The following is a 13,215-nucleotide window of genomic DNA, read 5'->3' as shown; positions in this document are numbered from 1 at the left end:
TTTTTGGCATCAGTTGCGGAGTGGTTTGTTGGTTTGGAGCAGGTGCAGGATGCGCTCTTGCGTTTTAGGCTGCCCCAAAAGATGCAGGAAGACTTCACGCTCTAAAGCAAGTAAATAGTCTTCGGAGACCTCCTGTGGGTGCGTCAGCGCACCTCCGGTCATTACATAGGCGAGCTTTGAGGCCAGATACTGATCGTACTCGGTGATAAAGCCCCCTTTGCGATACTGATCAACGCCCACCATAAGCGCTGCATATCCCGGCTGGCCTAGCACTTTAACCCTTGTGGGCCTAACGGGCGGCGCATAACCTTGCTCAGAAAGACGAATGACCTCTTGCTTTGCTGCGTGGAAGCGCCGGTCTTCGTGCATCACGATGCAAGCGTGCGCAGGCAAAAAGCCCATCGCTTGCGCCTGCCGAGCGCTGGTGGCTACCTGAGCCATTGCGATGGTCTCAAAGTATTTGCGGATCCAGGGCAGGATCTCGCTGGGATGACCACTGGGCGCCTGCTCGGCTGCTTTGATCGTTAAGCGCGTCGTACCTGTACCGGCCGGAATTAAACCCACACCCAATTCGACCAGCCCTAGGTAGCTTTCCGCAGCAGCTACGGGATGAGGACAAGCCATAACCATCTCACAGCCTCCACCCAACGCGCGTTGATGGACGCACACCACCACCGGCTTAGTAGCATAGCGCACCCGCTGAATCACGGCTTGAAACTGCTCGAGAAACATCTCGAGCAGCTTGAAGTCCTGCTGAGCTACAGCCATCACCACTTCGCCCAAATTGGCCCCTACAGAAAAATGGCGACCTTCGTTACCGATTACCAGCCCGCGGAGATTAGGATCGTTTTCAACGCGATCGATCACTTCGGCCAGGCCTTGCATCACCCACTGGCCTAGGGCATTTGCTTTAGAGCGGAATTCGTAGAGCACCACGCCATCGCCTAAGTCCAGCAACGCGGCTTCTTCGTTTTTCCAAAGTGTACGCTTTGGATCGGCCTTGAGGACAGCAAGCCGAATCTCATCTCCGGGAAGCGGATCTTCTTCGTACCGTCCCTCACTTGGACGGTACACCAGCAAGCGGCCGTTTTCCTGTTTGTAAAACGATGCCCCTTCTTGCTGGGCCATGACCGTCACCCAATCAGGCAAGGTCAATCCCAGGCTACGGCAATCCTCCACTACACGGCTAACGCCCAAGGCATCCCAAATTTCAAACGGCCCTAGCTCCCAGCCAAAGCCCCAACGCATAGCCCGGTCGACGTCAGCCGGGTTTTCGGTGATTTCCGGAATGCGGTGGGCGGCATAGGCCAACAGGTCGAGCGTGGTGACGCGGAAAAACGTTCCCACACGGCCCGAGTCCTCGTAGAGTGCCCGAAGACGCGCCCGCAAGTCCGCAATTGCCTTAAAGCGCTCCAGGTCACCCAGGTTGAGCGGCCGCGGCGGTTCATACTGGCCTGTGGCCGGATTAATCGACTTAATCTGGCCATTTTCTTTTTTGTAGAACCCTGCACCGGTTTTTTGTCCTAGCGCTCCTTGAGCTACCAGGGTCTCTAGCAACGCAGGTGGTTTAAAGGCTTCACGGTTTTCATCCCCAGGAACCTTTTCGTACAGATTTCGGGCAACATCCAGCATGACATCGAGCCCAACCAGGTCGGCTGTGCGAAATGTGGCCGACTTGGGCCGGCCCACCAGAGGCCCTGTAAGGGCATCAATTTCTTCAATCGTGTACTGTCCTTCCAGAAATTGCCTCATCACCCGCATCATGCCATAGACCCCAATACGGTTGGCAATGAAGTAAGGCACGTCATGCGCCACTACAATGCTCTTGCCCAGATAAAAACGGGCAAAGTGCGCCACGCGACCCAGAACCTCGGGATCGGTATCGGCCGTGGGAATCAGCTCGAGCAGCTTGAGATAGCGTGGCGGGTTGAAAAAGTGCGTGCCCAGAAAGCGACGTCGAAACGTTTCCGAGCGGCCTTCGGCAATCTCACGAATAGGCAAACCACTGGTATTTGTGGAGATCACCGCATCCTCTCGAGCAACACCTTCTACGCGAGCCATCACCTGCCGCTTGATATCCAAGCGCTCGACCACAGCCTCGATAACCCAATCGGCTTCACCGACGTGGTCAAAGTGTTCCTCGAAGTTGCCTAACCGAATGCGCTGTTTGGCTGCCTCATCAAAGAAAGGATCGGGCTTTAGCGCAAGTGCTTTGCGAAATTGCTGCTCGACAATGGCATTTTTGGGCCCTTCAGGTGGCGCAATGTCCAACAACCAGACTTCTAAGCCCGCATTGACCAAGTGGGCTGCAATTTGGGCACCCATAGTCCCTGCACCCAGCACCGCCGCCTTGCGAAAAGGTCGGAAGCGCCACGGCTCAAGGCGCGCCAGTGTTTTTAAAGCAACCGTAGAGGTTTCCATAGGATCTTCCTGTTAGGTTCAAGCCAACCCAAGAGCTATTTTCCTAAAAGCTTTTTGACTTTTTCTACTCCCTGCCCAGTGTAGTGGTCTAAGCTGTTCACGGCCGCTGATGTTGCCCAGCCCATGTTCACCCCCGACCGTTACCTTCCTTGGGCAATTAAGATGGCCCCATGTGCATACAAGCGCATCTTGTGGCCTCTTAAAACACATCCAATGCCTAGCTGCAGCAACACCTGATGCTTGCCTCCAAGGCAGCGTTGATGCGTTCATGGCCCCTTAGAAGGTTGACGGGGTAGATTCCTGTTCAGCTTCCGACGCACTTCCTTCATAGAGCGCCCGGATTTGGTCTGCGTACCGTTGGTAAAGCACGGAGCGCCGCACTTTGAGCGTGGGCGTCAGCGTGCCCGTTTCAATCGAAAGGCGCTCTGGCACCAATACAAAGCGCTTGATCTGCTCCCAAGGGTCCATACCCTCGTTGGCGCGATCAACGATTTCCTGGTAGACGGCCAAGATCTTGGGTTCTTGGACCAAGGCCTCTAGCGGACGGTTGGTGTCAAGCCCTAGCCGCTTAGCCAAGCGGCGAAGCGCTTCCTCTTCAGGAAAAAGAAGCGCGGCCGTAAACTTATAACCTGGACCTACAACCAGTGCCTGCTCGACAAGGGGATCGGCCGTCAAGCGTTGCTCTAGCGGTTGCGGCATCACGTATTTGCCGGTCGAGAGCTTAAAGAGGTCTTTTTTACGGTCAGTAATGACCAGAAAGCCTTCTTCGGTGAAGTAGCCAATGTCTCCAGTATGCAGCCAGCCGGCTTCGTCGATTACCTCACGTGTGCGCTCTGGGTCTTTGTAATACCCCAGCATCACGTGCGGTCCACGCGTGAGAATCTCGCCGTCTTCCGCAATTTTGACTTCAACGCCTGGAATAGGCACCCCAACCGTTCCAGCCCGGTTAAGCTCAGGGCGGTTATAGGTGATCACTGGACTGGTCTCTGTAAGGCCGTAGCCTTGTAGGATCGGAATGCCAGCTGCAGCAAAAATGTTGGCCAGCTCAGCCGAAAGCGCTGCTCCCCCAGCAATGATAAAGCCAATGCGTCCACCCAATGCTTCGCGCCATTTGCGATAGACCAACCGATCGGCCAAGCGAAGCTGCCAGCGATAGAGGCCGCGCGGCGTTTGGCCCAGCTCATACCGCTGGGCCAAGCGAAGTGCCCAGCGAAAAATGCGGCCCCTTAGGCCAGGCATCGTAGCAGCCCGCTCCACCAAAGCACCATAGATCTTTTCCAGCACGCGCGGCACCGTAGCAAATGTGGTTGGGCGCACCAGGCGCAACGCCTCGCGCAGCGCCTCTGGCGTGGTAAAGTAGATGCTGGTGGCATAGTAGAGATAGCCGTAAAAGAGCGTGCGCGCGAAAACATGCGTCATGGGCAAAAAGGAAAGCGCCACTTCACCTTCAGCTCCAGGACGATAGGCTTTGATACCGCTAAAGGACGTGAGCGCGTTGAAAGATAGATTTTCGTGCGAGAGCATCACCCCTTTGGGCTGGCCTGTAGTGCCACTTGTATAGATGATGGTAGCAAGGTCGGAGGGTTGGATCTGCGTCCGCAGGCGTACCACTGCTTCTGGATCTGCAGCCCGCCGACGCTGACCTTCGGCCATGAGTTCGGCAAACGTATGCAAGGGCCGTCCTTCGACTGTTGAAACGTTTACCCCAGTGGCATCAGCCACTACCACGTGCGTCACCAAAGGGAGCGTACGCAGCAGCGAGGCGATATGCTCGAGCCGCTCTTGGTTAGAAACGACCAGCACGCGCGCCTCGGCATGCGCTATCACGTAGTGGATCGACTCGGGCGCATGCGTTAGGTAAATAGGCACGTCCACCAGCCCAGCCAATAGGCAAGCCATATCGGCTAGGCAGAAATGCGCGTCGCTTTCCATAAAAAACGCCACGCGATCGCCACGCGCCAGCCCAAGGGTTTGCAGTCCCAGCGCTAACGCTTCGACCTGATCGACAAAGTCGTGCAACGAAAGCGGCTGCCACTGGCCCAAACCCACAGGCTGATTTAGGAAGTGGGGATTGTGGTAGCGCGCCTGTGCTTCGTAGAGCACATCCACAAGCGTTTTGCCACGTATAGATACGCCCGTATCCGGGGGTGCCGTGTAGATCCGCTCATTCATGACAGAAAGCGCTTCCGTTTATGCAATCACTCACGGATGATCCTGCAACGACAATGCCGAAGCCTGCATGCCATGGAACAAGACACGCAAGGTGGCTGCAATCAGCGCCTCTGGGGCAATCCGTACATCTACCCGTCGCGCCAGCAACAGCGAAACCACGCCATGCAGCGCCGCCCAAGCAGCACTAGCCACTACGCGCGCGTCGGAGATTTGAAACACCCCCAGCGCCTTGCCCTCTTCCAGGGCCTGCACCGAAAAATCCAGGCAACGCCGCGCTCGACGATATTTTTCCGGCGGATAACGCTCCATATGCTCCGGATGGAGCAAAAACATGATTTCGTAATACTCCGGATGCTCCAAGCCAAAAGCCACATAGCGCCTCCAAAGCGCTTCCAGGCGCGCAACCGGATCTACATGCCGAACGGCCTCTGCACGCAAAGCCTCATAAAGCATCCCAAAACCTTCATCAATCAGCGCATGTACCAGCGCGTCTTTGTTTTGAAAGTACAGGTAAATGGCGGTGGAACTGCATCCAATGGCCCGAGCAATTTTGCGCATAGAAAGATGCCCGTAGCCCTCCGTAATCAAAAGGGCGCGTGCCGCATCCAAAATGCGCCGCTGCAACGATCCGTCTGAAGCTGAGCCCGTCATCACGTCTACAAGGTTAACGGTGTTAAGTAAACACAAAAAAAATTTTTTGTCAAGTTTGTTCTTGTGCGTGGCTGCTTAAGACATATGCAGGCCTGTGCTAGACCCGTCGGACAGCGATGTTACCCAGGCCAGTTTCCACCTGCAGTGTAGGTCCGCCGCCATTTACCTCACCATGGGCTGAGGCGCTAATCCAACTGCGGTCAACGTGCACTGCAAAGTCGGTCGAAATGGACCCAATCCCTGTGGAAGCCCTAAGTGTAAAGGCGGCATTTGAGCCTACGTAGATCGTCACATTGCCTGCACCCGAGCGACACCGGCTGTCTTTGGTTGGAGCAGCAGCCCATTCAACGGTAATGTTTCCAGCACCTGTATTGAGCTCAGCACCCCCCATCAGACCTTTAGCCGTAATGTTGCCCGCGCCGGTCTCAGCCCGCAAGTATCCTTCAAGATTATGGGCCTCCAGGTTACCCGCACCGGTCTTTATCTCCACAGTGCCGCGCAGGTTGTGTAGCGATATATTGCCCGCACCGGTTTGCCCCATAACCGTGCCTTCGACGTCGCGAATTTCTATGTTGCCGGCATCGCTTGAAAAAGACACTGCAAAGCGCTGGGGCACGCGCACGCGGATGCGCACCTGAACGGGACTGCGCCGGCGTCTCCAAAACGGCCCATCGCGATCGTCTGTAAGCGCCGAAGTAATGACAACCTGATTATCTTCCTGGCGCAAGTCTAGCCGATGGTGTTGCAACAAGCGCTGCGCTTCTTCGGTGCGAGCAACGTCCACGATACGGATGACTTCGACATACACCATCGACTCGGACGTTGTCACAACCTCCAAGCTGCCGCGGTCAATTTCCACGCTCAGCCGCCCTCCAGACCACACCTTAAAGGCCCGTTTGACCACGTCGGTAATCTCTTGGGCTTGTACTTGCCCTAGGCTGACAAGCCAAACCAGAAAGCCCCAGATGAGTAGGTGCGCATGCAGCATGGTAGGTGGACAATAAAGTAGCCCAGCTGGGTTGGTTTGCAAGGCTACGAAAAATCGCAGCCTAGGTTACATTTTGGCTTCTTTTCTACCCAAGCGTTTCTAATTCACGCACGCGTAGACCATGCCATCGGTCTTTCTGCTATAAAAAACGCCTGTTGCACCGCGGCATGTAGCTTGGGATGCGGTAGGCTATCCCGCCGACACCTTACCCTAAACGCCATGAAACGCATAAAATGCAGCGTGCTGCTCGCTTGGAGCATAGGGTTTGCGTCTTTAGGCAATGGCCAACCCGCTTTTTTTAGCAACTGTGCCTACGACACCGGAAATAATGCCACGCTCATTATTCCTTTAACGGCAACGTTGGAGGTCAACGGCATGCCCCTTTCGCCGGGCAGCGAGGTAGCCGCGTTTACGCCCGACAGCCTCTGTGCTGGTGTGGCCATCTGGGACGGTGTGCAACCCCTTGTGCTCACGCTCTGGGGAGACGATCCATTCATTACCCCCGACACGAAAGAAGGCTTTGCACCGGGCGACACGATTCAGCTGGCCGTGTGGGATAAGGCCTCTGGACGCCATTTCCATAGGGCTAACGGACGCTTTGACGTGCGCTATGCTTCTGGAGATATTCTGTCAGACAATGGGCACTACCAACCTGATGCCCTCTACCGCATTGACGTGCTCACAGTCCATCCAATCGCACCTACAGCGCTGCAGGCTGACCAGCTACCCACGGGCGCTTACCTACATCCTCCTTATCCCAATCCCTTTAGGCGACAAACCACTTTGGCGATGGTTTTACCTCAACCTATGCATGTGCACCTGGCCGTATATACCTTAGCCGGCCAAGAAATCGCTCGCTTGGCAGAAGGCCCCCTACCTGCCGGCATACACTACATCTCCTGGCACCCCAAACAACTTGCTGCAGGCCTGTATCTGCTACGCCTCACAACCAACCAAACCGCGCAGACACACCTGCTAAGCTACTTACCCTAAACCGCACGAACCTCAATTAGCCCTTGAGCCTCTAGGTTGCGCAGCAAAGCCAGCACGTCGCTGGCGCATTGCTCCAGCGTAACCTCGTACTCCTCAAGCAAAACAGCACAAACCTCCTGCACACTACGAGGCTCCTGTATAAGCTCCCAAATGCGCGCACCCACCGGGTCCAAACCATAGTAAACCCCATTGCGCAAATTCAAAATCACTACCTCATCGCCCAACTTCGACGAAACCTGATCCGAAGATGCCACCACAATAGCGTTCATGCTGAGTAGGGTGCGCTCCATAGACTGACTGTCGGTAGAAAAAGGCTTAAAGATCACTGCAACAGAAACTACAACTTGCAAAAAGCCTCCGGCAAGGAATCTTGCGTAGCCGTCTGAAGTGCACCTTCAAAATGCTGGCGCATCTGACGCTGCCAGGAAGCTGCGTAATGTCCGTTTAGGGCCAAAAGCTCGTGGTGCGTACCTCGTTCAATCACACGCCCTTCATCCATGACATAAATTAGATCCGCTCGCATAGCGGTCGTAAAGCGATGCGTGATAATCAGGGCAGTGCGACCATGCACCAGCCGGCCAAACCGATCCATCCATTCCGCTTCGGTCCAGGAATCCATAGCACTCGTCGGCTCGTCGAGGACCACAATCGGTGCCTGCCGGTAAAATGCCCTTGCCAGTGAAACCCGTTGCCACTCTCCACCGCTAAGTTCCACGCCCTCTTCAGAAAACCATTTCCCCAGGAGCGTATCGTAGCCCTGCGGCAGTTTACGCACGATTTCATCGACCATAGCGCTCCGGGCAGCCTCTTCAATGGCTTCAGGGGTAGGCGGCGTTTTAATATCTCCCAGGAAGATGTTGCGCGCTACGGTGTCCTGATACGGCACCGGAAACTGAAACAGCACGGTGATCGCATCGAGCAGCTCACGCTTTCGAAACTGCCGCAGGTCTATCCCATCGATGGTAATCCGTCCTTCATCAGGATCGTAAAACCGGCACAGCAGCTTGATCAGTGTGCTTTTGCCCGCTCCATTGGCGCCCACAACCGCAACGGTCTTGCCTGCTGGGATGAACAACTCAAGTGCCTTCAGCGCAGGCTGCTGGCTACCTGGATAACGAAACGTAACCTGCTCAAAGCGGATACCTTCCCGAAGCCTTCTAGGTACGGGCACGGGGCGATCGGGCTCAGGAAGCCGCGTGGGAATTTCAAGAAACGTAAACAAGTGCTCCAGGAAAAGCGTGTTGGCATACATCTGTCCCGCGCTACCCAAAAGCGCGCGCATGAGTCCCTGGCCCTGATTAAACGCTTGGTAAAAAAGCGCCAAGTCGCCGAGTGAAGCTAGCCCGCGGAAAGCCCGCCCAATCATCCATACCATCACCAGCGCTGTAGCCACTAAACCGATCAGGCCTGCGCCGAAATTGGCCAGTGCTTGCTGACGCATCAAGCGTAGTCGACCCTCACGCAATCGCTGCCGCACCTGCTGGTAGTTTTGCCGAAAATAATCAGCCAGGTCAAACACCCGCACCTCTGGCGCAAAAAAAGCCATGGTAAGCATCCGGTCGAAGTAGCCCGCCTTGCGCTGCTCCGACGTATGCGCCTTCCACCAAGCATGCTCGCGTTGGTGATGCCGCACCACAACCACCAATGCCGGCAGCGTGCTCACCAAAAGCGCCAAAGGTAACCAAGCGCTGTAATGGACCAAAATAGCAGCAATGCTAAGGAGCGTAACGCTGTTTTGCAGCAAGCTGCCCAGGTTGTCTAAAAGCGAAAGCGAGCGGCTAGAGGCTTCGCTATTGGCCCGCTCTAGGTGATCGTAGTAGTCAGGATTGTCATAGAAGGCTACATCAACCGCAGCGGCTTTGGCATGGATAAGGTTCTTGACGTAATCCAGCACCTGCTCTGCCTGAGCCGTGCGAATCCATGCAATTAGCCCATGGAGCCCTTGCGAAAGCAGCAGCACTACGCCCATTAGCCCCGCAGGCCAAAGCACCGGCTGGATCGTAGCCCACGATAACCCCATGCCTACTGCCGCCGCCACAGCATCGACCACGTGCTTGGTTAGGTATACTGTGGCGGCCGGCAGCACCCCACTTAGTAACAGCAAAAGAACCCACCCTAAGGTCCAGCGACCTGTGGCTTGAAGGATCAGCTGAAGGGCTTGCGCCACATAGGAGGCCTTCTTGCGGGCCGTCTGCACCACCAAGCCCAACCTAAAAAGTCGCCGCAGCATATGGATGGATCAACGCTCCCCTGCAAGCTTGATGGAAAATAACTTGCGGCCTCCTTTTTTCCTAGTGCCCTGCTTAGAGCCCACTCAAATTCGGCCCTCCAAGCGGTATCGGCTGATTCGTCCCCCCATTGCCTGAATTAGGTCCCGGCGGCCAGTTCGGGGGACGCCAGTGAGGCGGCTTCCAATTAAAAGGAAGCCATGGGGGATTGCCAAAGCCTGAGCCCGTAATCACCTCCACAGAACCAAACGACACCAGGGCGGGACGTGACCATGGCTTTTTCGCGTACTGCATAACAACCTCCGCGAAAGGTACAACAGGAATAAACTACTTTTACAACATACCCCTCCCCTTTCTGCAGAGCGTACGTTCTCTACCTCCTCACTCATGCGCTTTTGGCGCAAGCCAATGGCGCATTCTTTAAAAAAGCATCCCCATCTTTGGGGATGGGGATGCGGAGGAAAACAGGAACAGCTTAAGGAGTGCCGCACCTTAACTTTTTTTCTTAGTGATGGCAATCACTCAAAGTCAAGGCATGCACATCTCCTTTGCCACCCTGCTTACCCAGGTAACATGGGCCTCGCTGGTGCGTCACTTCTTCCACCTTGCCGTGAATGACTAAGGTGGGGGCACTCCACGTGCGTTTGGCCTTCATAGCGGCACCTTTAAGATTGGGTTTGAGAAAACAACTGTTTATAGGATCTTAAAATTTTTGGCATTGTGCGTACGTATTCTGCCATGCTTGCGATGCGTCTTTGGCGCATGTAGCTAGGCAGATGCAATCACATTCGCCGCGTGCCCTTTGAGCCACGCATCGAGGATCAAAAGAAGATATAGCATAAAATCAGCGTTCCCGTTCTGCTCTGGGGGCCGCTGTGCCTGTGTCCACAACGCCTGTAACGCTTCCGCTGTCACAAAAGGCGCTAGCTGCACAGGTTCCTCGAGCAGTGCCTTAATGCGCGCGTGCTCATAGCGCAGCAATCCTTGATGAAAACCAAATCCTATGTTAGACTTACTGGCGCGCCATTGCACTTCAGGTGGCAGGATGCCTTCCAGAGCCCGCCGCAACACATAGCGCGGCCAACCCTGGCGAAACTTCATTTCAATCGGAATGCGCAGGCTCAGTTCGATCAGGCGTCGATCAAAAAAGGGCATGCGTTCCTCAATACCTTGAAGACCATTAAGTGCATCCGAAAATTCCAAGACCCACTGCCATAGGCCCCTCGTTAGTCCTTGCCAGTGAGCCGCAGCAGGTGAACTTTGGCCAGAAGCAGCAGCTGCGCCATTACGTCGCATCCAGGCAGCCAGCCGCGGCGAGAGTACGGGTGCATCGACGGGTTGTTGACGGCCGCGCCACTGTTGCCAGCGGCGAAACACAGGCTTGGGTACATGTGGCCACAGACCGTGAATACGTAGCAGTTCTGAAGCAGGCAAGCCATAGGCCTGCTTGAGCCAGCGCACGGCTTTATACAAACGAAGCCACTGGTGCTGTCGGCCCCAAGTGGTCAGGGCTGGACCTGCAAACTGCCGTGCAATGGCTGCCGATGGCTTACCCAGATGTGCGGCAAAGGCATCGGCTTCTTGCTTGAAGGTCGCCCATTGCCCGTCTTGGAACAGCCACGTTAGTCGTTCCCAGGCATGCAGCACTACACTGTCGCCGTCGACGCCGTCAAGCATCACCCGCACGCCATCTCGCTGGGCAAGCTGAGTAAACCCCCACAGGAAATGATAATTCGATGCAAAAAAAGGCTGGCCATAGTAGTCCAGGATCGTTTCCAGGGCCACCAATGGGCTTTCAAATTCAGGTCGAAAGAAATGCGGGGCGATGTTTGGGTAGCGCCGATGCACGGCCTCCACGTAGGCCCGTTCATCCATGGCGGGCCGTTGCGCTTCGGGAAGGTCTGGGAAAATGGCCGAGTAGGTGTGAAGTGGTTGGTCCCTGAGTAAGAAAGCAGCCATGCAAGATACCGACGATGAATCCAGTCCACCACTGAGCTGCGATCCCACGGGAGAGCGGCTTCGCAGCCGACAGCGGACTGCCTCTTCAAAAGTAGCGCGAAAGGCCTCGGCATATGCTTCTTCGGTGCCTAAGCGTAGTTCTTCAAAGTTGGGTTGCCAGTGCTGCCAGATCTGCAATCCTTGTTTGTCTACTTGCAGGGCATGTCCTCCTGGAAGCCGCCGCAGTGCGGCATAAAAGGTTCGTTCTTTTTCACTATCGATTTGCTGCGCCAAAAAGCGCAAAATCATTTCTTCGTCGATCTCTTGGGGCACGCCAGGCAGCTGGCGCAGTGCAGGAAGCAAGGTGCAAAAGGCAAAGCGACGGCCATCATAAAGATAGTAGAAAGGCCGGACGCCCATGCCATCCCGGGCAGCAAACAGTCGGCGCGCCAGCCGATCCCAAATCGCAAACGCAAAGTCGCCAATAAGTCGATCAGGGCACTCGGTACCCCAGCGCTGGTAAGCGGCCAAGATCAACTCGGCGTCGGTGATAGGAACCCTTTCCGCGCGGGCATGCAGTCCCAGCGTTTTTAAAAGTTCCTCGCGATTATCGATGCGCGCATCTGCTACCAGGACCAAGTTCCCCTCTGGAGCTACAAGAGGCTGCTGCTCGTGCAGCGACTCTGGGGTTGTGCAGAACCGCCAATGTGCTAGTAGTACCGAGCCATCCTGCCAGCGGTTGTGGCCGTCTGGTCCTCGGTGACGCAGCAGGTCCCAGGCGGGCTGAAGCGTTTCGGTGTCGACCGGCTGCTCATCGAAATGAATCAACCCAAAGATAGCGCTCATGCGGTCTCTTGCTGACGTTGCATAAAGGCTTCTACTGCTGCAACTACTTCGGGCAGCAATTCTAGTCTGGGAGGGCGTTCTAAGACGAATAAAGGGACGTAGCGTGCCAGGGAGCCCACTTGTTGCAAGTGGCGGGCCGAGGCTTGGGTTTCTTCTAGAAGGGAGCGGGTGTAGGTATGGAGCAAAAGTTCCACAAAAGCTTCTTGTCCGCTTAAAGGTCGAATCCTCACGTGCTCACCAATGCGCAGGGTAAAAAGTGCACTTAGAGGTAAGGGATGGGCCACGCCTTCTGACAAACGGGCTACCCGTTTTTCAATGATGGGGTGCACCCGGGGCAAGCCGTCGGTTTGCATTTTGAGGGCTTGTTCGAGCGCATCAGGCCATAGCTTAAGCTGCGGATAGGCAGGCAACACGAGGGGAGGACCATCGGGCTGCTCCTGCAGCACAAGCACGTCGTCGGTCACCAGGGGATAGCCTTGGGCATGTAGTGCAGCGGCCATAGTCGACTTACCATGCCCTTTTTCGGCAATAAAGGCTACTACGCGCTCACCGATGGCCACAGCGCTGGCGTGTAGGACTAAATGCCCCCGCTGATGCATGAGGATGCCCAGCCCAATGCCTAAAATCAACACGCGCAGCGTTTCATCTGGGAGGTCTTGGGGCACGTCGAACGTAATTTTTTGGCCTGCCTCAATGCGCAACAGTCCAACCTGGTCATAGATGAGCAACGCTTCGGTAGGCGTCACACGCAGGCGATTACCGCGGCGCTGGAGCCCATCGGCCAGCGGCGCAAGCTCGTCGCGGTAGATGTAGACGTCCCCTTCGGCCGGGGCAACCGGCTTGAGCTCAGGCAGTGGCACTTCGGAGCATAGGTGCAGACCGTAGACCGTGTAGTGAAATGGCCAAGGTCTACTGTGAACGGTCGATACCGACATATCAGGCTGCCTATCTTCTGGAGATTTCAAGCTAATAGGACCG

At 55.7% G+C, this 13,215-nt stretch carries 10 protein-coding genes; 1 reads left to right on the top strand and 9 read right to left on the bottom strand.

Going from position 1 to position 13,215, the window contains the following annotated elements:
* Positions 1-9 precede the first annotated feature (9 nt).
* The 4 genes from J8E65_RS05200 to J8E65_RS05185 all read right to left on the bottom strand — a co-directional run bounded on the left by J8E65_RS05200 (position 10) and on the right by J8E65_RS05185 (position 6,232).
* The gene (locus J8E65_RS05200; protein WP_210374365.1) at positions 10-2,421 is read right to left on the bottom strand and encodes a 3-hydroxyacyl-CoA dehydrogenase/enoyl-CoA hydratase family protein; all 2,412 of its coding nucleotides are present in this window, start codon (positions 2,419-2,421) and stop codon (positions 10-12) included.
* Positions 2,422-2,697: 276 nt separating this feature from the next.
* A complete protein-coding gene (locus J8E65_RS05195; protein WP_210374363.1) occupies positions 2,698-4,593 on the bottom strand; it encodes an AMP-dependent synthetase/ligase in 1,896 nt (631 codons plus the stop codon).
* A 30-nt stretch (positions 4,594-4,623) separates the two neighbouring features.
* Entirely contained in the window at positions 4,624-5,244 is a 621-nt protein-coding gene (locus J8E65_RS05190) for a TetR/AcrR family transcriptional regulator (RefSeq protein ID WP_210374361.1), read from the bottom strand.
* Between the two features lie 97 nt (positions 5,245-5,341).
* On the bottom strand, positions 5,342-6,232 hold the full coding sequence (locus J8E65_RS05185; protein ID WP_210374359.1) for a DUF4097 family beta strand repeat-containing protein: 891 nt from the start codon (positions 6,230-6,232) through the stop codon (positions 5,342-5,344).
* Positions 6,233-6,451: 219 nt separating this feature from the next.
* On the opposite strand from J8E65_RS05185, the gene J8E65_RS05180 reads away from it, so the two are divergent.
* On the top strand, positions 6,452-7,225 hold the full coding sequence (locus tag J8E65_RS05180; RefSeq protein ID WP_210374357.1) for a T9SS type A sorting domain-containing protein: 774 nt from the start codon (positions 6,452-6,454) through the stop codon (positions 7,223-7,225).
* On the opposite strand, the gene J8E65_RS05175 is transcribed toward J8E65_RS05180, so the two are convergent.
* From J8E65_RS05175 to J8E65_RS05155, 5 genes are all read right to left on the bottom strand, one after another.
* The gene (locus tag J8E65_RS05175) at positions 7,222-7,515 is read right to left on the bottom strand and encodes a lasso peptide biosynthesis PqqD family chaperone (protein ID WP_210374355.1); all 294 of its coding nucleotides are present in this window, start codon (positions 7,513-7,515) and stop codon (positions 7,222-7,224) included. The genes J8E65_RS05180 and J8E65_RS05175 overlap by 4 nt on opposite strands.
* A 47-nt stretch (positions 7,516-7,562) precedes the next feature.
* A complete protein-coding gene (locus tag J8E65_RS05170; protein ID WP_210374353.1) occupies positions 7,563-9,455 on the bottom strand; it encodes an ABC transporter ATP-binding protein in 1,893 nt (630 codons plus the stop codon).
* A 503-nt stretch (positions 9,456-9,958) separates the two neighbouring features.
* Entirely contained in the window at positions 9,959-10,108 is a 150-nt protein-coding gene (locus J8E65_RS12660; RefSeq protein WP_210374351.1) for a lasso peptide, read from the bottom strand.
* Between the two features lie 113 nt (positions 10,109-10,221).
* On the bottom strand, positions 10,222-12,237 hold the full coding sequence (locus tag J8E65_RS05160; protein ID WP_210374349.1) for a lasso peptide isopeptide bond-forming cyclase: 2,016 nt from the start codon (positions 12,235-12,237) through the stop codon (positions 10,222-10,224).
* Positions 12,234-13,172 carry a hypothetical protein gene (locus tag J8E65_RS05155; protein ID WP_210374347.1) on the bottom strand — a complete coding sequence of 313 codons (939 nt, stop codon included), beginning with the start codon at positions 13,170-13,172 and terminating at the stop codon, positions 12,234-12,236. The genes J8E65_RS05160 and J8E65_RS05155 overlap by 4 nt, the downstream gene beginning before the upstream one ends.
* Positions 13,173-13,215: the final 43 nt, after the last annotated feature.

Source organism: Rhodothermus bifroesti (assembly GCF_017908595.1).
In the GTDB taxonomy this organism is placed as follows: domain Bacteria; phylum Bacteroidota; class Rhodothermia; order Rhodothermales; family Rhodothermaceae; genus Rhodothermus; species Rhodothermus bifroesti.
The sequence above is the reverse complement of the archived record's forward strand: the minus strand, read 5'-3'. Positions and strand labels throughout refer to the sequence as shown.